At 65.2% G+C, this 25,573-nt stretch carries 21 protein-coding genes; 4 read left to right on the top strand and 17 right to left on the bottom strand.

The features are described from left to right. Positions 1-37: 37 nt before the first annotated feature. The 15 genes from AC3WUF_RS07945 to ccmA all read right to left on the bottom strand — a co-directional run bounded on the left by AC3WUF_RS07945 (position 38) and on the right by ccmA (position 15,212). Positions 38-913 (bottom strand): metal-dependent hydrolase, encoded by an 876-nt coding sequence (locus AC3WUF_RS07945; protein ID WP_492424243.1) that lies wholly within the window; start codon positions 911-913, stop codon positions 38-40. Positions 914-1,056: 143 nt separating this feature from the next. Then, complete coding sequence (locus AC3WUF_RS07950) at positions 1,057-2,079, bottom strand: AraC family transcriptional regulator (protein WP_492424245.1); 1,023 nt, start codon at positions 2,077-2,079, stop codon at positions 1,057-1,059. Between the two features lie 132 nt (positions 2,080-2,211). Further along, positions 2,212-3,438: a 2-oxoglutarate dehydrogenase complex dihydrolipoyllysine-residue succinyltransferase gene (gene odhB / locus AC3WUF_RS07955; protein ID WP_492424247.1), complete on the bottom strand. Its 1,227-nt coding sequence runs from the start codon at positions 3,436-3,438 to the stop codon at positions 2,212-2,214. Between the two features lie 89 nt (positions 3,439-3,527). Then, positions 3,528-6,380, bottom strand: a complete 2,853-nt coding sequence (locus AC3WUF_RS07960; RefSeq protein WP_492424249.1) for a 2-oxoglutarate dehydrogenase E1 component — start codon at positions 6,378-6,380, stop codon at positions 3,528-3,530. A gap of 46 nt (positions 6,381-6,426) precedes the next feature. Further along, positions 6,427-7,329: a UTP--glucose-1-phosphate uridylyltransferase GalU gene (galU, locus tag AC3WUF_RS07965; RefSeq protein ID WP_492424251.1), complete on the bottom strand. Its 903-nt coding sequence runs from the start codon at positions 7,327-7,329 to the stop codon at positions 6,427-6,429. Positions 7,330-7,384: 55 nt separating this feature from the next. Continuing rightward, positions 7,385-8,236, bottom strand: coding sequence for a MaoC/PaaZ C-terminal domain-containing protein (locus AC3WUF_RS07970; protein WP_492424253.1), 852 nt, complete (start codon positions 8,234-8,236; stop codon positions 7,385-7,387). A gap of 26 nt (positions 8,237-8,262) precedes the next feature. Then, positions 8,263-9,579 carry a c-type cytochrome biogenesis protein CcmI gene (gene ccmI, locus AC3WUF_RS07975; protein WP_492424255.1) on the bottom strand — a complete coding sequence of 439 codons (1,317 nt, stop codon included), beginning with the start codon at positions 9,577-9,579 and terminating at the stop codon, positions 8,263-8,265. An 11-nt stretch (positions 9,580-9,590) separates the two neighbouring features. Further along, complete coding sequence (locus AC3WUF_RS07980; protein ID WP_492424257.1) at positions 9,591-10,052, bottom strand: cytochrome c-type biogenesis protein; 462 nt, start codon at positions 10,050-10,052, stop codon at positions 9,591-9,593. Further along, positions 10,049-10,573, bottom strand: coding sequence for a DsbE family thiol:disulfide interchange protein (locus tag AC3WUF_RS07985; RefSeq protein WP_492424259.1), 525 nt, complete (start codon positions 10,571-10,573; stop codon positions 10,049-10,051). The genes AC3WUF_RS07980 and AC3WUF_RS07985 overlap by 4 nt, the downstream gene beginning before the upstream one ends. Continuing rightward, a complete protein-coding gene (locus tag AC3WUF_RS07990) occupies positions 10,573-12,546 on the bottom strand; it encodes a heme lyase CcmF/NrfE family subunit (RefSeq protein ID WP_492424261.1) in 1,974 nt (657 codons plus the stop codon). The genes AC3WUF_RS07985 and AC3WUF_RS07990 overlap by 1 nt, the downstream gene beginning before the upstream one ends. Next, positions 12,543-13,034 carry a cytochrome c maturation protein CcmE gene (gene ccmE, locus AC3WUF_RS07995; protein ID WP_492424263.1) on the bottom strand — a complete coding sequence of 164 codons (492 nt, stop codon included), beginning with the start codon at positions 13,032-13,034 and terminating at the stop codon, positions 12,543-12,545. Before ccmE ends, AC3WUF_RS07990 begins: the two co-directional genes overlap by 4 nt. Next, positions 13,031-13,186: a heme exporter protein CcmD gene (gene ccmD / locus AC3WUF_RS08000; protein ID WP_492424265.1), complete on the bottom strand. Its 156-nt coding sequence runs from the start codon at positions 13,184-13,186 to the stop codon at positions 13,031-13,033. The genes ccmE and ccmD overlap by 4 nt, the downstream gene beginning before the upstream one ends. Continuing rightward, entirely contained in the window at positions 13,183-13,914 is a 732-nt protein-coding gene (locus AC3WUF_RS08005; protein WP_492424267.1) for a heme ABC transporter permease, read from the bottom strand. The genes ccmD and AC3WUF_RS08005 overlap by 4 nt, the downstream gene beginning before the upstream one ends. 15 nt (positions 13,915-13,929) lie before the next feature. After that, a complete protein-coding gene (gene ccmB, locus AC3WUF_RS08010) occupies positions 13,930-14,595 on the bottom strand; it encodes a heme exporter protein CcmB (RefSeq protein ID WP_492424269.1) in 666 nt (221 codons plus the stop codon). Continuing rightward, complete coding sequence (gene ccmA, locus AC3WUF_RS08015) at positions 14,592-15,212, bottom strand: heme ABC exporter ATP-binding protein CcmA (protein WP_492424271.1); 621 nt, start codon at positions 15,210-15,212, stop codon at positions 14,592-14,594. Before ccmA ends, ccmB begins: the two co-directional genes overlap by 4 nt. Before the next feature lie 133 nt (positions 15,213-15,345). On the opposite strand from ccmA, the gene folD reads away from it, so the two are divergent. The 3 genes from folD (at position 15,346) to AC3WUF_RS08030 (ending at position 20,284) form a co-directional block, all read left to right on the top strand. Then, positions 15,346-16,206 carry a bifunctional methylenetetrahydrofolate dehydrogenase/methenyltetrahydrofolate cyclohydrolase FolD gene (gene folD / locus AC3WUF_RS08020; RefSeq protein ID WP_492424273.1) on the top strand — a complete coding sequence of 287 codons (861 nt, stop codon included), beginning with the start codon at positions 15,346-15,348 and terminating at the stop codon, positions 16,204-16,206. Positions 16,207-16,321: 115 nt separating this feature from the next. After that, complete coding sequence (locus AC3WUF_RS08025; protein WP_492424274.1) at positions 16,322-18,961, top strand: S8 family serine peptidase; 2,640 nt, start codon at positions 16,322-16,324, stop codon at positions 18,959-18,961. 177 nt (positions 18,962-19,138) lie between these two features. Further along, positions 19,139-20,284 carry an acyl-CoA dehydrogenase family protein gene (locus AC3WUF_RS08030; protein WP_492424276.1) on the top strand — a complete coding sequence of 382 codons (1,146 nt, stop codon included), beginning with the start codon at positions 19,139-19,141 and terminating at the stop codon, positions 20,282-20,284. A 60-nt stretch (positions 20,285-20,344) separates the two neighbouring features. Here AC3WUF_RS08030 and AC3WUF_RS08035 read toward each other — a convergent pair whose 3' ends face one another. Then, positions 20,345-21,544, bottom strand: coding sequence for a hypothetical protein (locus AC3WUF_RS08035; RefSeq protein WP_492424278.1), 1,200 nt, complete (start codon positions 21,542-21,544; stop codon positions 20,345-20,347). 317 nt (positions 21,545-21,861) lie between these two features. Here AC3WUF_RS08035 and AC3WUF_RS08040 point away from each other — a divergent pair, with 317 nt between their 5' ends. Next, positions 21,862-23,277 (top strand): thrombospondin type 3 repeat-containing protein, encoded by a 1,416-nt coding sequence (locus AC3WUF_RS08040; protein ID WP_492424280.1) that lies wholly within the window; start codon positions 21,862-21,864, stop codon positions 23,275-23,277. Positions 23,278-23,545: 268 nt separating this feature from the next. On the opposite strand, the gene AC3WUF_RS08045 is transcribed toward AC3WUF_RS08040, so the two are convergent. Continuing rightward, a complete protein-coding gene (locus tag AC3WUF_RS08045) occupies positions 23,546-25,540 on the bottom strand; it encodes an acetyl/propionyl/methylcrotonyl-CoA carboxylase subunit alpha (RefSeq protein WP_492424282.1) in 1,995 nt (664 codons plus the stop codon). Positions 25,541-25,573 lie beyond the last annotated feature (33 nt).

Genomic DNA, 25,573 nt, shown 5'->3' on the forward strand with positions numbered 1-25,573 from the left:
GCAAACCCGGCGCCGGCTGAGGGAAACTCCGCAGTCGTCAGGCGGGCAGCGGCGTCGCGTCCATCACCGCATCGGCCGCGCGGATCGCGTTGCCGCCGCTGCGCTGATAGGCATCGACCCATTCCTGATACGGCGCCATATCGCCGTGCTTCCAGGGATGGAAGCCCGGCTTGAAGTACATCAGGAAGTGCGGCAGCAGGCGCGGATACAGACCGCCCGGCCCATACAGCCACCACAGACCGCGCAGCCAGACTGTCGGTCGGTTCTTGACGCCGTCCACCGCGAACATGTGGCGCATGATCATGAACACATGCAGCGGGAAGGTCAGCGCGACCTGCAGCATCGACAGCACGCGCGTGAAGTATCCGCCGCCGGCGACTTTCTTGAACACGTCGTAAGCAACCGCCTTGTGCTCGATCTCCTCGACCGCATGCCAGGCGTACATCGCGCGAATGCGCGGATCGGCGTCGGCGAACATGCCGTTCTTGAAGAAGCCATGCGCCATCAGCGCCGTCATGTGCTCGGCAGCGGCGGTCTGGCCCAGCGTGTAGGTCGGCGAGAAACGCTTACGGAAGAAGTTGAACATGATGTCCTTCTGCTTCTCGAGGATCGTGTCGACCGCAATGCCCTGCGCCTTCAGACGATTGTTGAAGCGCGTATGCACCATGCCGTGCTGGCCTTCCTGATAGATGAAGTCCTTGACCTGCGCCTGCAGTTCCGGGTCCTTGATCTGGTCGCGGAAGTCGCGCACGCAGCAGATAAAGAACTTCTCGCCTTCCGGGAACAGCAGCGACATCGCGTCGAAGAAACGCGTCTTGAAGGCGTCGCCGCCGAACCAGTACTTCGGGATATCGCCGTCCAGGTCGAGGTCCGGTCCCTGTCGCGGAACGATGTGCATCCGATCTCCGTCCATGTGCCCTACTCCATTGCCAAGCCTGAGGTCTGGAATTCAATGTAGGCCTCATCGCGGCAGCCGGCTATGACCGCCGGCGACCCGAGGGAACAATTCGCGACAGCCTTTCAAGTCTCTGCCGGGACGGGGATTTTTCTGCCGCTTCAGGGGTCGCGGCGATGCCGGAAGGCACTCGGCGACACCCCGGACCAGCGCGTGAACGCGCGTGTGAAACTGCGCCGGTCGGAGAAGCCAAGCTGCTCGCTGATCGTTTCCAGATCCAGCTCGGCCTGCTGCAGCGCCTTGATCGCGAGGCGGTAGCGCACGCGGTCGATGACGCCGCCAAACGCCTCGCCTTCCGCATGCAAGCGCCGCTGCAGGGTTCGCGGATGAATGTCGAGGACTCGCGACATGCCGTCGATGCCTTCGGCGAACAGCGTGGTGTTCTGCTCCAGCGCGGCTTCCATCGCCGCCACCAGACCGGTTCGTCGCGGCATCTGCGCGAGCATCGCGCCGACACGTCGCTCGGCCTGTTCGTGCAGGCGCGCGAAGCCGCCCTCAAGACGCTTGTCGAGGCGCTCGCGCGGCAGCTCGATGGCGTTGCTGGGCTGGCCGAACGCGACCGGAATCCGGAAGTACGGCATATAAGCGTCCGCGTAATCCGGCGCCGGATAGCGGAAACGCAGCTGCGAGAACTGCTCGAGATCGCCGGCCAGCATGCGGCCGAATTTGGTCACCGAAGCAAAGATCGACTCGATGAAGTAGCAGTCCTGCGCCGTGAGCTGTCCATCGCCGAGCAGAACCAGCGCAGCGGTCTCGCTGGTTTCGTCGAGGCGGAAGCGGATCATCGGATTGATCAGCTCGCGCACCCACTCGAACACCTTCATCGCATCGCGCAGTGTCGGGCTGGTCGCCAGAAAAGTACCGATGTCCGGCAGGTACTCGAACGCGAATGTCTCGCCGAGCATGAACGGAAAATGATGCTGTCGCGAGGCGGCGACACAGGCCTCCATCACCTGCCCCAGCTGCGGCACCGTGATCGTCGCATCTTCCAGGTGCAGCAGATCGGTCTGCACGCCGTAGCGCGCAAAGATCGGTTCGATATTGAAACCACAGACCGTCGCCGCCTTGACCCAGTTGGGCAGCGTGATGAAGGGAATCGGATCGTTGTGCAGCGGAGTGGCCATTGCCCGAGAGTATGCCGCAGCGCTGCGCATGCAACAGTGCCCCAGCGCCAACGAAAAACGGCGGCAGAGCCGCGGGCACAAACGTAAAAAGGGCGGCCGAGGCCGCCCTTCTTCAGATCCTCAGACCCTGCCTTACAGCTGCAGCAGAATCTTGGCCGGATCCTCGAGGCATTCCTTGATCGTGCGCAGACCGAGCACGGCTTCCTTGCCGTCGATGATGCGGTGGTCATAAGACATGGCGAGATACATCATCGGGCGGATTTCGATCTTGCCGTCGATGACAACCGGACGCTCGGTGATGCCGTGCATGCCGAGGATCGCCGACTGCGGCGGGTTGAGGATCGGCGTCGACATCATCGAGCCGAACACGCCGCCGTTGGTGATCGAGAACGTGCCGCCGGTGAGATCTTCCATCGTCAGCTTGTTGGCCTTGGCGCGGGCGCCGTACTCGCCGATCGCCTTCTCGATACCGGCCAGCGACAGCTGGTCGACATCGCGCAGGATCGGCACCACCAGGCCACGCTCCGACGACACCGCGATGCCGATGTCGTAATAGCCGTGATAGACGATGTCGCTGCCGTCGACCGATGCGTTGAGCACCGGATACTTCTTCAGCGCCTCGACCGCGGCGCGGACGAAGAAGCTCATGAAGCCGAGCTTGACGCCATGCGCCTTCTCGAACTCGGCTTTGTAGCGCGCGCGCAGATCGGACACCGCCTTGAGGTCAACCTCGTTGAAGGTCGTCAGCATCGCGGTGTTGTTCTTGGCGTCGAGCAGACGCTCGGCGATGCGTGCGCGGATGCGCGTCATCGGCACACGCTGCTCTTCACGCGCACCGGCCGGCGCGCTGACCGCCGGTGCCTTCGAAGCGCTGGCCGTCGAGGCCGCCGCGGCCTTGGGCTGTGCCGCATATGACTTGACGTCTTCCGGCGTCAGGCGACCGCCCTTGCCGGTGCCGGTGATCTGCGCGGCGTTGAGGCCCAGCTCCGACAGCAGCTTGCGCACGGCCGGGCTCTGACCTTCGTTGTCGGCAGCTGCCGTCGGCGCCGCAGCCGCCTTCTCGGCGGGCTGGGTGCTGGCGGTGGCCTTGTCCGCCGGCTGGCTCGCGGCAGCCGCCTGCGCACCGACTTCAATGACGCCGAGGATGTCGCCCGACTTCACCGTATCGCCCGCCTTGACGCGGATTTCCTTGAGCACGCCACCATCCGGCGCCGGCACTTCGAGCACGACCTTGTCGGTCTCGAGATCAGCCAGATTCTGCTCGCGACTGACGGCATCGCCCGCCTTGACGTGCCAGGCGGCAACCGTCGCCGAGGACACCGATTCCGGCAGTTGAGGGACTTTGATTTCGATCGCCATGGGTGCTCCGTATTTCGCTCGTTCTGATTATTGCGTGTCGATCGGAGCGCGCCAGCGGCGCGACTCCGGCTTCGTGATTCTCTGCCGCGTTACTTGAGCCTGCCGCCGGTCAGCGCCTCGCGCATCAGCTCTTCCTGCTGCGCCTGATGCACCTTGAGATAACCGACCGCCGTCGTCGCCGAACCCTTGCGCGTGGCATACATCATCTGCTGCTTGGGGCGCAGATACGCCTCGAGGCGATGCTTGATCTGATACCAGGCGCCCTGGTTCTCAGGTTCTTCCTGGCACCACAGCACTTCCTTCGCATTCGGATAGGCATCCAGCGCCGCCTCGTAGCCCTCGCGGGGGAACGGATACAGCTGTTCGATGCGCACCAGCGCGACGTCGTCGATCTTGGCCGCCTGGCGCGCCTGATACAGATCGAAGTAGACCTTGCCGGCGCAGAACACGATGCGCTTGACCTTGTTCGCGTCCAGCGCGTCGATCTCCGGCAGCACCGGATGGAAGGCACCGTTGGTCAGATCGCCGAGGCTCGACACCGACAGCGGATGACGCAGCAGCGACTTTGGCGTCATGACGATCAGCGGCAGGCGCAGCGCACGCTTCATCTGGCGGCGCAGCATGTGGAACATCTGCGCCGGCGTCGACGGCATGCAGACCTGCTGGTTGTTCTCGGCGCACAGCTGCAGATAGCGCTCGGGGCGCGCCGAGGAATGCTCCGGACCTTGGCCTTCGTAGCCATGCGGCAGGAAGGTGACGAGGCCGCAGAGACGGCCCCACTTCGCGTAACCGGAGGCGATGAACTGGTCGAACATGACCTGCGCGCCGTTGGCGAAATCGCCGAACTGCGCTTCCCAGATCACCAGGGTTTCCGGGTCGGTCGTCGAATAGCCGTACTCGAAGCCGAGCACGCCGACTTCCGACAGCAGCGTGTCGTTGACGACGAAGCGCGAGCGCTCGGCGACCAGATGCCGCAGCGGCGTGTGACGCGCGCCGGTCTGGTAGTCGTGCACCGTCGCGTGACGGTGAAAGAACGTACCGCGACGCGCATCCTGGCCGGACAGGCGCACCGTGAATCCTTCGTTGACGAGGCTGCCGTAGGCCATCGTCTCGGCAAAACCCCAATCGAGCGGCAGCTCGCCGGCTGCCATCTTGGTGCGGTCTTCGTAGATCTTCTGCACGCGCGGATGCAGCGTGAAGCCATCGGGCAACGCCAGCAGTTTGCCGGCGAGCGTCTTCAGCGCATCGGCGCTGACCGTCGTGTCGATGACGCTGTCCCAGGTGCCGGTGCTGTACTTGCGCCAGTCCACCGTGTGCTTGTTGCCGACCAGGCCCAGCGTGTTGCGGACGATGTTCTCGCCCTGGTCGAGACCGTCGCGATAACGCTGCGTCAGGTTGTCGACTTCACCCTTGGCGAGCGCGCCTTCTTCTTCAAGCTTGCGCGCATAGACCGTCAGCGGCGTCGGATGCGCCTTGATCGCCTCGTACATCTTCGGCGACGTCACCGACGGCTCGTCGGCCTCGTTGTGGCCCCAGCGGCGATAGCAGCAGATATCGACGATGACGTCCTTGTGGAATTCGTTGCGGAAATCCATCGCCAGGTGCGTGACGAACGCGACCGCTTCCGGATCGTCGCCGTTGACGTGGAACACCGGCGATTCGAGCATCTTCGCCAGATCGGTGCAGTAACGCGACGTGCGCGCTTCCTTGCCGCTCTGCGCCTCGATCGGATTCGGCGTCGTGAAACCGATCTGGTTGTTGACGATGATGTGGACCGTGCCGCCGGTGCTGTAGCCCTTGGCTTCCGACAGCTGCAGCGTCTCCATGACCACGCCCTGGCCGGCAAACGCGGCATCGCCGTGAATGATCAGCGGCACGATCTTCTGGCCGACGTCATCGTTGCGCATGACCTGGCGCGCCTTGACCGAACCTTCGACAACCGGGTTGACGATTTCCAGATGCGAGGGATTGAAGGCCAGCACCAGATGCAGACGCTTGCCGGCGACTTCGACGTCGGTCGACACGCCCATGTGGTACTTGACGTCGCCGGCCTTCTTCAAGGTCTCCTCGGCGTACTTGCCTTCGAACTCGGCGAACAGCGCCTTCGGCGATTTGCCGAGAATGTTGACCAGCACGTTAAGGCGGCCGCGGTGGGCCATGCCGATGACGATTTCCTCGACGCCGCGCGCGGCGCAGGCGTGCAGGACTTCGTCCATCGCCGGGATCAGCGCATCGCCGCCTTCCAGCGAGAAGCGCTTCTGGCCGACGTACTTCTTGTGCAGGTAACGCTCGAGCCCTTCGGCGGCCACCAGCTGGCGCAGCACTTCGAGCTTGCGTTCGACCGACAGCTTGGGCTGGAACGCCATTGGTTCGAGGCGCTTCTGGATCCAGCGCTTCTCGTTGGTCTCGGTCAGGTACATGTACTCGACACCGATGGTGTCGGTGTACACCGCGCGCATGATGCGGATGATTTCGCGCAGCGGCAGGCGGTCGGCGGCGGATGCCAACGAGCCGACGTTGAACACCGTGTCCATGTCCTCGGGACCGAGGCCGTGGAAAGCCGGGTCGAGATCCGGCACCTGCGCCGCCGGCGCGAGGCCGAGCGGATCGAGCTTCGCGGCCTGGTGGCCACGCACGCGGTAATAGTTGATCAGCCGCAGTACCGCGGCCTGCTTCTCAGCGGCGCGGGCATCGAAGCCGGCTTCGGCCGCCACCACACGGCGCGGTTCGCGGGCCAGACGTTCGAAGCGCGCGACGACTTCGCTGTGCGCCGTCTCACGCGGCGCGTTCTGATCCTGGATCAGGCGGAAATACGCGCGCCAGCTCGGATCGACCGATTCCGGATCTTCGAGAAACTGCTCGTAGAAGGCTTCGACGTACGGCGCGTTGGCGCCCTGGATCGAAGAAGACTCGATGAAACTCTGGTACTTGCTGTTCGTCATTTCCGTCTCTGCTTCGTCCCGCTCGCCGCTCCGTGCTCTGCCGTGACTATGCCTTGGGCTTCTTCGCGCCCGGCTTCCAGTCGGCGGTCAGACCTTCGAGATAGCTGCGGAACTCGCCGGCCAACTCGGGATGCTTGAGGCCGTATTCAACATTGGCACGCAGATAACCGAGCTTGGAGCCGCAGTCATAGCGCGTACCCTCGAATTCATATGCCAGCACAGTCTGCTCCTGCAGCATTGCACTGATGGCGTCGGTCAGCTGGATTTCACCGCCGGCGCCACGCTGGGTGCGCTCCAGCAGCTTGAAGATGCGCGGCGTCAGGATGTAGCGGCCGACGACGGCCAGATCGCTGGCGGCTTCTTCCGGCTTCGGCTTTTCCACCATGCGGCGGATTTCCGACAGACCCGGGCCGACCGGCTGGGTCTCGACGATGCCGTAGCTGCCGGTTTCTTCCTTCGGCACGCGCTGCACCGCGAGCACGCTGGTGCCGTACTGCTGGTAGACGCGATGCATCTGCGCCAGCGCCGGCTGCAGGCGGCCGTCGATGAGGTCGTCCGCGAGGATGACGTAGAAATCCTCGTCGCCGACCGCCGGCCAGGCGCACAGCACGGCGTGGCCCAGGCCCAGGGCTTCGGCCTGGCGGATGAAGATGCAGGTCACGCCGGGTGGGACGATGTCCTGCACCAGCTCGAGCAGCTTGGTTTTCTGCCGCGCGGCAAGCTCGGCTTCAAGCTCATAGGCCTTGTCGAAGTGATCCATGATGGAATTCTTCGAACGGCCGGTGATGAAGATCAGTTCCTGGGCTCCCGCGCTGATCGCCTCCTGCACCGCATATTGGATCAGCGGCTTGTCGACGATCGGCAGCATCTCCTTGGCGCTGGCCTTGGTTGCCGGCAGAAACCGGGTACCCAATCCCGCGACCGGGAAAACTGCTTTGCGGATGCGCATAGGTTCTTCGCTCAGTTTTTGTGGTCGTCTAGTCTAGCTCGTGACGCCGTCCGGGTCAGCTCAGCTCGCCGCTCAGGTGGGTCTTGCTCGAACTGGTCGACAGCAGCGCGAAGCGCTGAGTCTTGCCGGTCTGCTCGAACTTCAGCGCCACCCGTCCGGGCAGGAACAGCGGCTGCTTGAACTGGACCTTGAGCGAAGTGGGTGCAGCGCCCAGTTCCGGCTCCAGCAGGGCCGCGCAGCGCGCCATCGACCACATGCCGTGGGCGATGTGGCGCTTGAAGCCGAACAGCTTGGCCGGGATCGGCGACAGATGAATCGGGTTGTAGTCGAAGCCGACCTTGGCGTAGCGGCGACCAATATCGCTGGGCGCATTGAACTGGCGATAGTCGGCCAGCGCCGCCGGCTCCGGCGCCGGGCGCGGCGCAGGGCCGCCCTTCGGGCCCGGCATGCGGTGCAGGATCGTGCTGGTCTCGCTCCAGATCGCCGCCTCGCCGATCCGCGCCTCGGTCTGGATATCGAACTCGATGCCCTGCCGGACATCGCGCGACTCGCCGATCCGCACGTGCAGGTCGAAACGCTCGCCGGCACCCAGCGGGCGCTGCTGGCGGATGTCGTTGCGGATGTGCACCAGGCCAAGCATCGGGAACGGGAAGCTCTTCTGCGTCATCAGGTGCAGATGCAGGGCGCCGGCCATCACGTGCGGGAAGGTGATCGGCAACTGTTCGGTCTGCTGGAAACCGCAAACTTCGGCATAGGCCGCGAGATGGCCGGCGTCGACCGCCACATCGCGGACCTCCACCGCCAGCTCCGGCAGCGCCGGCCGGCCCTTCGGCCGCCGCATCAGCGTGCCGGCCGCCTTGAGCATCAGCTTTTGCGCATCGGGAATCTGATTCAGAACCTGGGTCATGGCGACAATCTCAAAGAAAAATTTAGTTACGGCACGCGCTTGGAGATGACGAGCTTGATCGGCCCCTGCTGGGCCTGATCGCGGGTCACCTGCAGGCGGCCCTCAAGATCGCCAGACTGCGCCTGCGCGGTGCCGGAACGGCTGACGCGGGCGATGACGTCCCAGCGGTCCGACGACGACAACTTGAAGTTCGGCGCCATCGCATTGCTGTCGTCGAGCGTGACCTGCGCCGGCAGCGACCGCGCACCCAGGCGCTGCACGGCCAGCGGCGGCCCCGGTGCGTCGGGCCGACGGGCAACGACAAAAAGAGTGTCGCTGGCGCCGACCGAGCCCGCCAGGGCGGGATCGATGCTGACATCGAGCACCAGGCCCGCGCCGGCCGGCGCCTCTGCAGCAGCATCAGCAGCAGCGGGTTTCGCCGCCTCCGCGGCTTCAGCCGCAGCGACGAGCGCGGCATGGTCCACCGGCGCCGCCGGCGCGACCGGGTCGAGCTGCACCTCACGACCGGCGAGCTGGGCCAGTTCCTTCAGGCGCTCATCGAGCGAGGCACGGAAATTGTCCGGCAGGTCGCCCTTGCGCAGGATCAGCCAGCGATCGACCGCGAGGCTGTAATTGCCGGCCTGTGCCGCGGCGAGACCGCCGTACCACAAGGCCTTCGGATTGCCCGGATCGATCGCCAGCGCGCGCTCGAACAGCTCTTTGGGCAACCCGCGCAGGTCGTGTTCCTGCAGCAGCACGCGCACCTCGCCTTCATCGGCGAGCAGATCGGGATCGGGCGATGCGCTGTTCAAGCGGTTGGCACGCTCATACGCGCCGGCCGAATCGGCCAGGCGACCGGTGACGTAGTACGAACGGCCGAGCATCGCCCAGCCTTCGGCATCGTTGGGCTCGGCGGAAAGGCGCGTCTCAAGGCGCTGCACCATGCTGTCGATCGCGAGTTTCTGCGCGGCCTGCGGATCGCTGGCCGCCTGTGCGATCCAGTCGGCCTGCTGGCGGCTGCCGCTGAGCAGATAGCCGCTGACGCTGACCGCGACGATCAGCACCGCGCCGACCGCAAAGACGGCCCAGGACCGCGGCGCCTCCGCGACCGGCTTGCCGTCTTCCGTCGCAGCTTCCGCATCGGCCAGCAGACGGGCCGCGGCTTCCTCGCGCAAGGGTTCGGCGGCTTCGGCGGTGATCGTGCCAACCTGCTGCTCGATCTCCAGCTCCTGCAGCCGCGTGCGATAACCCACGACATTCAGCGTGCGGCGCTGCAGGCCCTGCTTCGGCGCTCGTGCCCACAGCGGCCACAGCGCAAGCCCTATCGCCAGCACGGCAATGCCGGCCATCAAAAATACCGTCATCACCCCACCCATCAAGATTCCTCGTCCAGCAGTTTGCGCAGGCGATCGCCATCGACTTTCTTCGCGGCAGACCCGGCAGCGGCGCGACGGCGCGCCATCAATACGGCGAGCAGCAGGCCGAAGGCGAGCAGCACGAAAGGACCGAACCACAGCAGCCAGGTCGACGCCCGCAGCGGCGGGCGATACAGCACGAAATCGCCAAAGCGCTCGGTCACGTAATCGTGGATCTCGGAATTCGTGCGACCGGCAGCGAGTTGCTCGCGCACCTTGGTGCGCAGATCGGCGGCGAGCGGCGCGTTCGAATCGGCAATCGACTGGTTCTGGCAGACCAGGCAGCGCAGTTCGTTGACCAGCCCTTGGTAGCGCTCGGTCTGCTCCGGCGTCAGCGGCAGCTCGGGCTCGACGGTCTGCTGCTGGGCAACCGCCGGCGCCGCCAGCAACCCCAGCAGCAACATCAGGATCGGCGCTCTCATGGTGCGGCCCTCGCCTGCATCAACGGCGCGATCTTGGCTTCCCAGGTCTTGGGATCGAGCGGACCGATGTGCTTGTAGATGATGTTGCCCTGCGCATCGAGCAGATAGGTCTCGGGCACGCCGTAGACACCCCAGTCAAGACCGGCGGTGCCCTGGTTGTCGGCCACCAGACTGCGGTAGGGATTGCCGTGCTGCTGCAGCCAGGCCATGCCGTCGGCGTCGGTGTCCTTGTAGTCCATGCCGACGATCTCGATGCCGCGGCGCGACAGCTCCATCAGGAACGGATGCTCGATGCGGCAGCCCGCGCACCAGCTCGCCCAGAAATTCACCAGCAGCGGCCGTCCGAGCAGATCAGCGCGCCGGTATGGCACTTCGCTGCCGACGGCGCGCAGTTCGAAGTCGGGCGCCGGCTTGCCGATCAGCGGCGAGGGAATCGTCCGCGGATCGTGCTGCAGGCCGAACAGAAACAGCACGACGAGCGCGCCCAGCACAACGATCGGCAAAACGAAGCGCAGACGCATCAGGCGACCGCCCCGGCCTTGCCTTCGGCAATCGCACGCTGCTCGACAACGCGGGCCAGACGGTAACGGCGATCGCTCGCGGCGAGAATGCCGCCGAGCGCCATCAGCACGCCGCCGAACCAGACCAGCCGCATCATCGGCTTGACGTAGAGGCGCAGCGACCACTCGCCGTTTTCCAGCGGCTCGGCGAGCGCGACATAGAGATCGCGCAGCGGGTTGTGGTCGACCGCGGACTCGGTCATGACGCTGCCCTGCGCGCGATACAGGCGCTTCTCCGGCTCCAGCTCGGCGACAGTCTTGCCATTGCGCGTGATGCCGACGAAAGCGCGATCGGCGTCGTAGTTCGGACCGGACACCGGATCGACCTTGTGCAGCTCGAAGCGATACTCGAACAGATCCGCGCTCTGGCCCGGGCCGAGGCGCACGTCGCGCTCGATGCTGTACAGGCTGACGAAGGTCACGCCGAGCACCCAGATGCCGAGACCGGCATGCGCCAGGGTCATGCCCCAGACGCCGCGCGGAATCTGCGCGAGACCTGCGGCGCGCCGCGCACGCCAGCGCCGCCAGACTTCCTCGAACGCCATGATCAGCGTCCACACACCGAGGAACGCGCCGGCAACCGCGGCGAGATGGGTTTTCTGATGCAGCAACCAAGGCATCGACAGGCCGGCAAGCAGCGCGATCAGCAAGGGCCAGCGCGCGCGCTGCACGACCTGCGAGAACTTCGCCTGCTTCCAGCCGACCAGCGCGGCGAGACCGACGATGAATCCGAGCGGCGCCGTCAGCGGCAGGAACACGGCGTTGAAGTACGGCGGACCGACCGAGATCTTGCCGCCGCCGAACGCATCGATGACCAGCGGGTACAGCGTGCCGATCATCACCGCCACCGCGGCGATGACCAGAAATACATTGTTCAGCAGCAACAGGCCTTCACGCGAGAACAGCTGCAGCTCGCCGTCGGCGACGAACTTCGGCGCGCGCCAAGCGTAAAGCAGAAAGGCCAAGCCCAGTACGATGCCGAGGAAAGTCAGAATGAACACGCCGCGCGCCGGATCCGTCGCGAAGGCATGCACCGACACCAGGATGCCGGAGCGGACGAGGAAGGTGCCGAGCAGCGACAGCGAGAACGCAATGATCGCCAGCAGCACGGTCCATGACTTCAGCAGCCCCCGCTTCTCGGTGACCGCGAGCGAATGGATCAGCGCGGTGCCGACCAGCCAGGGCATGAACGAGGCGTTCTCGACCGGATCCCAGAACCACCAGCCGCCCCAACCCAGTTCGTGATACGCCCACCAGGAACCCAGCGTGATGCCCATCGTCAGGCACAGCCAGGCCGCCGTCGTCCAAGGCCGCGTCCAGCGCGCCCACGCGGCGTCAAGCCGGCCGCTGAGCAGCGCGGTGATCGCGAACGCGAAGGCCACCGAGAAGCCGACATAGCCCATGTAGAGCAGCGGCGGATGAATGATCAGACCCGGATCCTGCAGCAGCGGATTGAGATCCTTGCCGTCGAGCGGCACCGGGAAATGACGGTCGAAAGGATTCGAGGTCGCAAGAATGAACAGCAGGAATCCGATGCACAGTCCACCGAGCACCGCGAGCGCCTGCGCCTGCACGTCGCGCGGCAGGCTGCGGCTGAACACCGATACCGCGGCAGCCCAGCCGGTCAGCATCAGCATCCACAGCAGCATCGAGCCTTCATGCGCGCCCCAGACCGCACTGATGCGGTACATCAGCGGCAGCTGCGAATGCGAGTTGGCGGCAACGTAGGCCACCGACCAATCCATCTCGATGAAGGACCAGGTCAGGCAGATATAAGCAAGCAGCACGAGCACGAACTGCGCCTGTGCCGCCGAGGCACCGACCGCCATCCAGCGCGGCTGCGCGCGCCAGACGCCGAGCATCGGCACGACGAACTGGATCAGGGAAACCGCGAGCGCGGCGAGCAGCGCGAAATGGCCGAGTTCGGGGATCATGGATTTCTCGCGAGGTCATTCGCGACCGAGTTGCTCGCAACCGCCTTGAACGGCGCGCAGCTGTGCTTGCCGTCGGGCATGGTGATTTTTTCCTTCAGCTCCGGCGGCATGTAGTTCTCGTCGTGCTTGGCCAGCACTTCATCGGCGGTGAACACACCGGCGGAATCGACGTGACCGCTGGCGACGATGCCCTGCCCTTCTCGGAACAGGTCCGGCAGGATGCCGCTGTACTTCACCGGAATCGACTGCTCGCAGTCGGCAACCGTAAAGCGCACGTTGAGACCGTCGCCGCGCTGCACGCTGCCGGCCACCACGAGCCCGCCGAGGCGGATCTTGGCGTCTGCCGGCAGTGCCTGCGCGGTCAGATCGCTCGGCGTGTAGAAATACATCATGTTCTTGTTGAAGGCGGTGAAGGCCAGCGTGGCGGCGAGGCCGACACCGACGATCAGGCCTGCAATGGCCACCATGCGTTGCTGACGTTTGTTCATTCGTCTTGACTCGATTCGATGATCTGACGCCGGCGCTGGCGCGGCGCCCAGAGATTCCACAGCACGATGACCGCCGTGCAGGCGAAGCTGCCCCACACGTAGACCGCGTAACCGCTCATGTTCCAGAACTCGGCAGTGAGCACGGCACTCATTGCAGCAGCTCCCGGACCCAGCTGGCGCGCCGCTCGCGCACCAGCACTTCGTTCTGCATCCGACGCACGATCACGTAGCCGCAGAACAGCAGCGAGCCGACCAGCGCCGCGTACAGCGGAATCGCCATATCGGCCGACATCGTCGGCTTGCCCATCTGCAGGATCGTCGAGGTCTGGTGCAGCGAGTTCCACCACTCCACCGAATACTTGACGATCGGTACGTTGATCGCGCCGACAATCGCCAGCAATGCGCAGGCACGCGCACCCGCGCGCGGATCGTCAAACGACTGATACAGGCCGATGACGCCGAGATAGAGGAACAGCTGGACGAGTTCGGAAGTCAGGCGCGCGTCCCAGACCCAGTACGTGCCCCACATCGGCTTGCCCCACAGCATGCCGGTGACCAGCGCGATGATCGTCATGCTCGCACCGACCGGCGCGATGGCGACAAGCGCGATCTCGGCCAGCTTCATGCGCCAGATCACCGCGATGACACCGGCGATCGCCATGCCGACATACAGCGACAGCGACAGCGCCGCGGCCGGCACATGGACATAGATGATGCGGAAGGCGTCCTTCTGCTGGTAATCCGGCGGCGCGAAGACCAGACCGCCGATCCAGCCCCAGGCCATCAGGGTCGCGGCCAGCAGGCCGACCCACGGCGCATAGCGCTCGGCGAGTCGGTAGAAAGTCGGCGGCGAAGCCAGACGATGGAACCAGGTCCACATAGATACGGCGCCAGATCAGTCGAATGCGTTGCGTAAGGCTGCGCTGCTGACCCAGGGAAACAGGGTCAGACACAGAACCAGAATGGCCGCCAGAAAGTATAGCGGAGCGGCCGCGTCGAGACCCTGCTGCGCGCTGTGGACGGCACCGGCGCCGAAGATCACGACCGGCACCAGCAGCGGCAGCACCAGCACCGGCAGCAACAGGCCGGCGCGCTGCATGCCGACCGTCAGCGCCGAAACGAAACCGCCGATGACGCTGATGCAGGGCGTCCCCAGCGCCAGCCCGATCAGCAGTGCCGGAATGGCCGCGGTCGCCAGGCCCAGCGCGCCGGCCAGCGGCGCGGCCAGCAGCACCAGCGGCAGGCCGGTCATCAGCCAGTGCGCGAGCATCTTGGCCAGCACGGTCTGGTACAGCGGCGCCGGCGCCAGGCAGAGCTGCTCCAGCGTGCCGTCCTCGTGATCGCCGCGGAACATGCGCTCCAGCGTCAGCAAAGCGGCAAGCAGGGCGCCAACCCACAGGATCGCCGGTGACAGCGCGGCCAGGCGCGGATCGTTGGCCTCTGCACCAAAACTGAACAGCGTCACCACGATGACCATGAAGAACGGCGGCATCAGCCAGTCGATCTTGTTGCGCGAGGCGAGCAGCAGTTCGCGGCGCAGCACGGCAATCAGCGCACTCATGATCTGCCCGCCGCCTGCAGTTCCAGCTCGCGGATCGGCGCGCGCAGCGCCGGCAATGGCTGATGGCTGGTCATCACGACCATGCCGCCCTGCGCCAGATGCTCATCGAGCAGGCCGGCAAACAGGGCAATGCCGTCGCGGTCCAGGCCATCCAGCGGCTCGTCGAGCAACCACAGCGGCCGCTGGGCGAGCAGCAGCCGGGCCAGCGAGGCACGCCGCTTCTGTCCGGCCGAGAGGCTGCGCGCAACCCGGCGCCGCGCACCGGCAGCCAGCTGCAGTCGATCGAGCACGGCCGGAACGGCGCGCGGATCGACCTCATTGATGCCGCACCAGAACTCGAGATTCTCGATCGCGCTGAGCTGGGGCGTCAGCGCATTGCGATGACTGATCCAGTGCAGCGCGGTGGACTCGGCAAGCCCCCGCACCGAACCGGCCGCGGGCTGGCGCAGGCCGGCGATGGTTTCCAGCAGGCTGGTCTTGCCGCAACCGTTGGGCCCGCGCAGGTGCAGCAGCTCGCCGGCGGACAACTGCAGATCCAGTTCAGAAATCAACACGCGCTGCGCGCGTGCGACGCTGAGCTGGGCAAGCTGCAGGCTGGGCGGATTCGGGCTTGGCAAGGCGCGACGGCTGGCGGGGCAAAGGCCGCGTAGTTTACGGGAAGGTCTCGCCGGTCAGAGCGTTTCAGATCACAAAGTGCACCGTACAATAGCGCCGCTCGCGGACACCCCAGACCCACCGGATCTAGCCACCTTGACTGCCCAACTGATCGACGGCAAAGCCGTTGCTGCCTCTGTACAGGAACGCGTTCGTCTCGAGGTGGAACAGCGCCTGCAGTCCGGTCTGCGTGCGCCGGCGCTCGCAACGGTGCTGGTCGGCGCCGACCCGGCCTCCGAGGTCTACGTCCGCAACAAGCGTCTGGCTTGCGAGAAGATCGGCATCCGCTCCCTGCCCCTGCACTTCGAGGCGACGATCAGCGAGGCCGCGCTGCTCGCCGAGGTCGATCGTCTGAATGCCGACCCGGGCATCGACGGCATCCTCGTCCAGCTGCCGCTGCCCTCGCACATCAATGCGATTGCGGTCACCGAACGGATCGCCGCGCACAAGGACGTCGACGGCTTTCATCCGTACAACCTCGGCCGCCTGGCCCAGCGTCTGCCGACCTTGCGCCCCTGCACGCCCTACGGCGTCATCGAGCTGCTGAAGTCGGTCGGCGAGCCGTTCAAGCGGCGCACCGCTGTCGTCGTCGGCGCCAGCAACCATGTCGGCCGGCCGATGATGCTGGAGCTGATGCTGGCCGGCGCCACCGCAACCTGCTGCCACCGCTTCACCGCCGATGTGCCGGGTGAGGTCGCACGCGCCGACATCCTGGTTGTCGCAGTCGGCAAGCCTGAGATGGTCCGCGGTGAATGGATCAAGCCGGGCGCAACCGTCATCGATGTCGGCATCAACCGCCTGGCCAGCGGCAAGCTGGCCGGCGACTGTCATTTCGAATCGGCGCGCGAACGCGCGGCGTTCATTACGCCGGTGCCCGGCGGCGTCGGTCCGATGACGGTCGCGATGCTGATGCAGAACACGCTGACGGCGGCAGCACTCAGCGCATCGGCTTCATAACCCTTCATGAGCACTGGGTAGTAAATCCGCTGACTGAGTGAAAATACCCTGCTGCCTGTAGGAAATCGCTGCCAGAGTGTAGGCATTCTTCTTGCCCTCTCTCTGGAGCTTCATCATGTTTCCCCTTGCGCGCTGGCGGCCGGTGGCCGCAGTCCTCGTACTGGCCATTTCCCTGACCGGCTGCGGCAGCAGCGATCCGGTCGACGTCGCTGGCGGCGGCGGCACGGGAGGCAGCAACGGCATCACGCCAACACCGCCGCCCGTCGCTGAACCCGGCAAGACCTGCAGCACCGAAGCCGCCGCGACGACCGAAGCCGGCATCCGTGCACTCGCCGCCGACGCCGTCGGCCAGTACATCGTCAGCTTTCACGACGACGCGTCGGCCAAGGCGGAAGGCTCGCTTGCCGTCAGCAAGGTACAGCGGCTCGCACTCGAACAACTCGGCGTGCGCGGCATCTATCTGAACCGCCTGCCGATCGCCGGCGTGCTCGCAACCCAAGCGCAGGCGCTGCAACTCGCCAGCCTGCCCGGCGTGCGTTCGGTACGCCCCAACAGCCTGCTGCACTACGAGGACGAGCAGGCACGGGTGCTGACATCCGCGACCCAGGCGGCCGCGGCGCCGGAGATCGTCAACGCCGGCGGCGAGCCGATCACCGGCAAGGGCATCACGATCCTCGTCAACGATTCGGGCATCGACGCGACCCACCCGGACCTGCTGTTCGGCCGCAAGACCGTCGTCAATACGCTCGGCCACACCAACCTGCCCGGTGTCGTCGGCGGCGAGCTCGGCGAGGACAATCCACTCGGCGAAATGCTGCCGTCCGCGCCGATCGAAAACGTGCCGAACACCGATGTCGCCGGCTCGCACGGCACGCATGTCGCCGGCATCGCCGCCGGTGACGGCACGATTTCCGGCGGCCAGTTCCTCGGCTCCGCGCCGGGCGCGACGCTCGCCGGTTACGGTTCCGGCGCGGTGCTGTTCGTGCTCGATACGCTGGGCGGCTTCGACTATGCAATGAAGCTGCTCGACGAGCGCCCCGAGCTGAACCTACGCATCGTCACCAACTCGTTCGGCAACACCGGCGATGTCGGCACCTGCTTCGATCCGGACGACCCGACCAACATCGCGACCAAGGCGCTCGCCGATCGCAACGTCATCGTCGTCTTCTCGGCCGGCAACAGCGGCTCCGGACCGGACACGATCACCGGCAACTTCAAGAAGGCCCCGTGGGTGATGACCACGGCGAACGCGGAGAAGACCGGCCTGCTCGCGCCAAGTTCGTCGCGCGGCTCGCTCGCGCATCCGGCGTATGAAGTGCAGATGGACGGCGAGACCTTCATCGTCGAGGACCGCCCGACCGTCACCGCACCGGGCACCACGATCGTCTCGGCGCGCGCGATCGCGGTCGATCCGCTGACGCCGCTGTCGCTGCCGGACGAGATCGGCAACGGCTACATCCCGCTACCGCTGCTGCCGTTCTACACCGAGAAGACCGGCACCAGCATGGCCGCGCCGCATCTCGCCGGCCTGATCGCCTTGCTGCTCGAGGCCAATCCGGCGTTGACCTGGCGCGAGATCAAGCCGCTGCTGAAGCGGACCGCGACGAACATGCCCGGCTACGCGCCCTGGGAAGTCGGCTCCGGCATGGCCAACATCGAGGCGGCGCTCGCTCAGGCACTGGCACTGCGCAGCGACTACGGTCTGACCAACAACACGCAGCGCGGCTTCTACGCGTCGATCGGCCTCGGCGAGGCGGTGGTCGCGCAGGAGGAAATCAGCTTCACGCCGGTCGGCGAGACCGAGTCGGTCATCTTCGAAGTCGGCGACGACATTTCGCTGGTGATCGCGCAATGGAATCAGCCGACCGGCAATCCCTGCACCTGCGCGATCGTGCTCGTCGATCCGAACGGCAACAGCTACGGCTCCAGCATCGCCCTGCCGGTGCTCGGTTCCAACGTCGCTGCCAGCGCGCCCGGCATGCCCGGCACCTGGACGTTGACGGCGGGGGGCATCGGCTCGGTGTCCGGCGTACCGGTCGATCCGCTGGGCCTGACCAACGGCGTCGGCGGCCCGGCGACGCTCGCCGTCACGCTGCAACAGTTCACCGCCGGCACCGCAGTCGGCCTTGGTGACATCCAGGGCCATCCGGCGCAGGCGAGCATCGAACTCGCGGTGTCGAAGCGCCTCGTCGACGGCCTGCCCGGCGGCTTCGCGCCGGACCGCGCGCTGACGCGCGAACAGATGGCCGAATACCTGATGGCCTGGGGCGTGCGCCAGACCCGCGCGCATGCGCCGGGCAAGACCTACGCTGACACGAATGGCGTCTTCGCCGCAGCGGCCGATGCCGTGACCCGCCCCGGCAGCCTGCTGATGGACCTGTCGCTGACGGCCTCACCGCTGATGAGCGCGAGCGGCAGCCAGTTCAATCCGGGCGGCGGTGTTACGGTCGAGCAGATGGCCTACGCGCTGGTCCAGGCGATCGGTCGCGAGTCCGGCGTCGCTGCCTATGAAGGCAAGGACATGTATGCGATTGCCGACGACGGCACGCAGGTTCCGGTGATCGACGCCGACGAGGTCAGCCCGGCGCTGCGCAATCACGTGCAGGACGCGTTGGTGCTGAAGATTCTCGAGGTCGAGATCGTCGACACCGCCGGCACGCGTCAGGCACGCATCCATCCGCAGGCCGCGGTGACGCGCGCCGCCTACGCGCGCGCCGCGGCGCAGACCTATCTCGCGGTACCGTTCCCCAACTGACGATTGGCGATCGTCACTGCAAAGCCCGCGGCGCCTGTCGCGGGCTTTTTTTTTGTGGGCGACGCTCAGCAACGCGGGCGGTACGTACAGTTACCCTAGACACGCGAAATGGCGGGGCTTCTGCAAAGCGTCTATTGTCCACACAGGCGATCAAGACCCACTGCAACGGTAATTTGTATGACCCAACCCAACCCTTTCAGCACCGCGGACCACGAGACTTTTCGCCAGCAGGCCCGGCGCTTCGTCGACCTGGAAATCGCGCCGAACGTCGAGCGCTGGGAGGCCGCGCGTGAATTGCCGCGCGAACTGCATCGCAAGGCCGCCGATGCCGGCCTGCTGCAGATCGGCTTTCCCGAAGCCTACGGCGGTGTCGAAGTGCCGGACTCGCAGTTCGGCATCATCCTCACCGAGGAACTCGCACGCGCCGGCAGCGGCGGCGTCATCGCCAGTCTGATGTCGCATGGCATCGGCACGCCGCCGATCGCCCACGTCGGCAGCCATGAACAGAAGCAGCGCTTTGTCGCGCCGGTGCTAAGCGGCGAAAAGATCGCCGCACTGGCGATCACCGAGCCGCGCGGCGGTTCCGATGTTGCGAATCTTGCAACGCGTGCCGAGCGCGATGGCGATCACTACATCGTCAACGGCTCGAAGACCTTCATCACTTCCGGCATGCGCGCGGATTTCATCACGACGGCCGTGCGCACTGGTGGGCCCGGCATGGGCGGCGTCTCGCTGCTGGTGATCGAGGCCGGCACGCCGGGCTTCACCCGATCGCCGCTGGAGAAGATGGGCTGGCGCTGTTCCGACACCGCGACGCTGTACTTCGACGGCTGCCGTGTGCCGGTCGCGAACCGGATCGGGCCGGAGAACGCCGGCTTCATGGCGATCATGCTCAACTTCAACCAGGAGCGCTTGATGCTTGCCGCGCAAGCCTGGGCGCTGGCGCAGGTCTGCTACGACGAATCGCTGAGCTACGCGCGCGAGCGCGAGACCTTCGGCAAACCGCTGATCCGCAATCAGGTGATCCGCCACAAACTGATCGACATGCGCATGCGCATCGAGGCAATGAAGGCCAACCTCGACGTGCTCGCCTGGCGCATCGATCACAAGCAGTTGCCGGTCGCTGAAGTCTGCATGCTGAAGAACTTCGCAACGACCAGCCTGGAGTGGATCGCCAACGAAGCGATGCAGGTTCTCGGCGGCGCCGGTTATCTGCAGGGCTCCAAGGTCGAGCGCATCTACCGCGAGACCAAGGTGCTGACGATCGGCGGCGGCTCGCAGGAAATCATGAAAGACCTGGCCGGACGTCAGCTCGGTTATTGATGCGGCCAAGGGCAACAAAAAAGGGCGCCGAAGCGCCCTTTTTTGTTGCGTGACTACTGCTTACTCGGCAACCGGCGCCGTTTCCGAGCAGGCCGCATTGACGTTCAGCACCGCGAGCGCCGACAGCAGGCCGCCGTCGAACTCGATGCGCATGCCGTTGGCGTTCGCCGTCAGCGCCGGGGTCTGCACCAGCGCAGCCGGTTCGCCACCGATCAGGCCGAGCAGCGACACATACAGCGGGGTCGGCGAACCGACGCCGGAGAAAGACTCGACGTCGGCGCACTCGACCTCACCCTCGACCGTCGCGCAATTCAGCGTGACGACCCGGATGTCCTGCAGCAGCTGCGCAACGAGCAGATCCATCGGCTTGCTGACCACGAAGCCAACCTGCTGGCCGGCGAGCAGACGCGTGGTGCCGACATCGAAGACTTCGGCGGAGACGCTGGACTGCAGCAGCAGGCCCACCGGAATGCTCAGCGCCGCCGAGGTGGTCTCGTCGCCATCGATCATGTTGTCGGTGTCGTTGGCCGAGCAACCGAGGCACAGCGGCGTCACCGGACCCGCGCGGGTTGCAGCCTGGGGAGCGAGGAATTCCGACAGGCAGAGTTCGCTGAGCTGACGCACATTGACCGTGGCCGTTGCGGAATCAGGGGTGATGCCGGTGGCCGGCGTCGTGACTTCGCCGGTGACGCCCGCGGTGCCGATCGACACGCCGTCGAACACTTCATCGCCGACCGGATTGTTGATGACGCCCGGATTGCTGCTGCTCCAGGCGACCACATAGTTGGCGCCGGTCAGCTCGCGAACCTGGTTGTCGGAGAAGCGGCCGTAGATCTCGAACGGCGTGGAGCCGGTGACGGCGACCGTGTAGGTGTTGTTCGCGCTGCGCGGAATGCCTTCCGGCTTGACGTACTCGACGCCCTCGACGATGGCGCTGGTCACGGTGACCTGCACCGAATCAGTGCGATCTTCGAAAGCCGCCGAGATGGTCACCGGCGATGCGCTGGCAACCAGACCTTCGACCACGCCGTCTTCAACACTGGCAACCGTGCTGGCGGAGCTGGTCCAGTCGGCCAGATTGCTGACGTCTTCCTGAGTTTCGATTCTCGAAATCGTGTTGCCGGCACCGTCCTTAGTGCCGGGCGGTACGGTCTGCGTATACGTCGCCAGCGCGCGGAAGCGCAGGCTGGTGCCGGCCGGAATTTCAGTGCCCTGGCCTACGACGGCCGGCACGATTTCCAGCGACTCGAACGTATTCACCGGCCTGAAGTCCGGACTCCTGAGCCCATCACCGCACGCAGAAAGCGCCACGACCATTGCCATGACACAAGGACGAAACAGTTTCATTTCCCAACTCCCGGAAGACAGACGACCCATCAAATCTTGCAACGCCGTAGATATTCGCAAATTCGTATTTACGGCGTCCGTTGCGCGCATCATAATGCATCCACCGGCGCATGGAATCGGTTGACGCAAAACATTTTTCGAAATGTTACCTGCCCGATCTCCGGCACCTGCATACTCTGGCTGTATTTTTCTTTCTTTGGGCAACGCGAATGGGATGGGGAGAAACACAGATGTCTAAGTTCGGATGGCTATCGGCCGTCGCGTTGTTGGTGGGTTCAGTCGCTTCCGTGGCGCAGGCCAAGGAGTTCGACGATCGCTTTTATCTGTCGCCGATGATCGGCGGCGTGTATGCCGACGGTGACGTCGGCCCGGCTGGAGCCCTGAGCTTCGGTAAGGGTGTTTCGCCCTTCTTCGGCATTGAAGGCGAGCTGAGCTACAGCGCGCTGGATGTCAGCGACCTGTCGGAAGGCAACAAGTACGAGCGCGCCGCACTGGGCGTGAACTTCATCCGCTACTTGGCGCGCGATACGGCGGACATCCGTCCCTACCTGCTCGTCAACGGCAACTTCCACAGCATCGACTTCCTGACCGTCGGCCTCGACGGCGCGGGCGTCGGTCTGGGCGGCGGCGCGTTCTTCAAGATGAACACCAATTGGGACGCGCGCCTTGATGTCCGCTACAACATGGACTTCATCAGCGAGACCGAAGAAAACAACGTCATCGTCCCCGAGGACACCTTCTATCTGTGGGGCGCCACTTTCGGCGTGGCCTACAAGTTCGGCGCCGACCCGTACGACGCGGATGGCGACGGCGTGCCCGATTCGCTCGACAAGTGCCCGGATACGCCTAAGGGCGTGGCCGTGTACTCGAACGGCTGCCCGGTCGACATGGACGGCGACGGCGTGCCCGACTACCTCGACAAGTGCCCGAACACGCCGAAGGGCACCCAGGTCGGCCCTGACGGTTGCGAACTCGACAGCGACGGCGACGGCGTGCCCGACAGCCGCGACCAGTGCCCGAACACGCCGCGCGGCGCGATCGTCAACGCGGCCGGCTGCCCGACGGACTCCGACGGCGACGGCATCCCCGACGGCCTCGACCGCTGCCCGGATACGCCGAAGGGCGTCGCCGTGGGGCCGGATGGCTGCCCGCTCGACTCCGACGGCGACGGCATCCCCGACTACCTCGACGAGTGCCCGAAGTCGCCTCCGGGTGCGAAGGTCCTGCCGAACGGTTGCGCGCTGACCGGTGACTGCCGCCGTCCGCGTCCGGGCGAACAGGTCGACGCCAACGGTTGCGCCGTCGACAAGAACTTCATCCTCAAGGGCGTGAAGTTCGAGTTCGACTCCGATCGCCTGACCGCGCAGGCCAAGCTGATCCTCAACGATGTCGCCGAGACGCTGAAGGCGTACCCGAACATCAACGTGGAACTCGAAGGCCACACCGACGGCATCGGCTCCGACGCCTACAACCTCGGCCTGTCCGAGCGCCGCGCCAACTCGGTGAAGGTCTACCTTGAAGGCCGCAGCGTCGTCGGCGCCCGCATGACGCCGGTCGGCTACGGCGAGAGCCGTCCGATCGCGACCAACGACACTGAAGAAGGTCGCGAGGAAAACCGCCGCGTGGAATTGAAGGTCGTCGAATAAGCGACTGAGCGGTAACCGAAAACCCGCAGCCCAGGCTGCGGGTTTTTTTGTTTACTCGCTCACATTCGCGCAAAGAAATCTGCGAACGGGATACTCGAAGTAACCTTTCGATCACTTCAAAGAACGCCAACGAGAACGAGTGACTCCACAAGGACTTGGGATCGTCCGAGAGCACACGGCAACCCCACAACCCTTGGAGCAAAAAAAGAGCCCTGGCGCTGACCGCCAAGGCTCCGCTGAAGCACTGAGTTCTGATTGGAGCGCGGGATCAGGAGCCCGGCTTGACCTGCACCAGCAGCTGACGATTCTTGACCTGCTGGCCGGCTGCAACGCTGACCGCCTCAACGACGCCGTCGACAGGCAGCGTCAGCTGGAACTCCATCTTCATGGCTTCGAGCACGGCAAGCGTCGTGCCCTTCTTGATCTGCTGGCCCACCTCGACATGCACCGCCACGATCTTGCCGTCCGAGTGCGCCAGGAGGCGCCCATCGGAGCCCGCGGCTTCTGCCTGGGCCGGCAGTAACGTAATGTCCTCCAGGCGCCAGCAGCCGCCCTCTGCGTCGATCCACACGGCATCGCCGTGATGGGCGATGCGAGCGCGACCGACGACACCATCGACCAGATAGTGCATGTCGGCATGGCTGCTGCGCACGACTTCGACCGTCAACTGCGTATCGCCGACATGAATCTTGAACTGGCGTCCCGCATGAGCGAGCAGCTCGACATCGAACTCCGTCTCGCGCCAGCGCATCTTGTACTCGGCCGGCGATTCGTGCGAGCTGTGCCAGCCGAGAAACTCTGGCGACAGGCCATGCTCTTCAGCAAGCGTGTTCGCATCGTCGACGTACAGCGCCACTGCGGCGAGGGCGACCTGACGCGCAGTCGGCTTGGCAGCCGCCACCGCCGCCTGCGGAAAATGCTCGGCGATGAAGCCGGTTGAAAAATCGCCGCCGGCAAACACCGGGTGACCAACCAGCTGACTGAGGTATGACTTGTTGCTGACGACACCAAGCAGGCTCGTTTCGTCGAGCGCCTTGAGCAGACGCATGCGCGCAGACTCGCGATCGTCGCCATAGGCAATGATCTTCGCCTGCATCGAATCGTAGAACGGGCTGATCGCCTGGCCTTTGCGCAAATAGGTATCGACACGCACGCCGGTGCCGTTCGGCGCCTGCCAGTCCAGAACGTCGCCGGTCTGCGGCAGATAGTTCTGCAGCGGATCCTCCGCACACAGGCGCACTTCGATCGCCCAGCCCTTGCGCCGCGCCAGCACTTCATCCTGGGTCAGCGGCAACTTCTCGCCTTGCGCTACTCGCAGCTGCCATTCGACGAGATCGAGGTCGTAGACCAGCTCGGTCACCGGATGCTCGACCTGAAGACGCGTGTTCATCTCCAGGAAGTAGAACGCACCGTCCGCGGCCAGCATGAACTCGACCGTACCGGCGCCCACGTAGTTGACCGCCTTCGCAGCGGCAACCGCGGCCGCACCCATGCGCGCGCGCAGCTCGTCGCTGACCGCCGGCGATGGCGCCTCTTCGATCACCTTCTGGTTGCGCCGCTGCACCGAGCAATCGCGCTCGCCGATGTGCACGACATTGCCGTGACGATCGCCGAAGATCTGAATCTCGACATGGCGTGCATTCATCACCGCCTTTTCGATCAGCAGCTGACCGGAGCCGAAAGCGTTCTGCGCCTCGCTGCGCGCCGAGCGGACGTTTTCCAGCAGCGCTGCTTCGTCGTGAACCAGACGCATACCGCGACCGCCGCCGCCGGCAGCCGCCTTGACCATGACCGGCAAGCCGGCCTTCTTGGCCTCGGCAACCAGCGTCTCGTCGGACTGATCGTCGCCCTGATAACCCGGCACGCAAGGCACGCCGGCCGCGATCATGCGGATCTTCGAGGCGGACTTGTTGCCCATCGCCTCGATCGAATGCGGATCGGGACCGATGAAGATCAGGCCAGCGTCCTGGATCGCCTTGGCGAAGGCCTCGCGCTCCGACAGGAAGCCATACCCCGGGTGGATCGCCTGCGCGCCCGAGCGTTTCGCGGCTTCGAGAATCCTGTCGATGCGCAGATAGGATTCCGCTGCCGGCGCCGGTCCGATGCAGACCGCTTCGTCCGCCTCGAGCACGTGCATCGCATCGCGATCGGCCTCGCTGTACACCGCGACCGTTTGATAACCCTGCTTGCGCGCACCACGGATGACACGCAACGCAATCTCGCCACGGTTGGCGACCAATACCTTGTTGAAACGTGTGTTCATACGATTCTCAGAATTGCGGCTTGTATGAGTACG

This window comes from Fontimonas sp. FW305-C-3 (genome assembly GCF_058783185.1).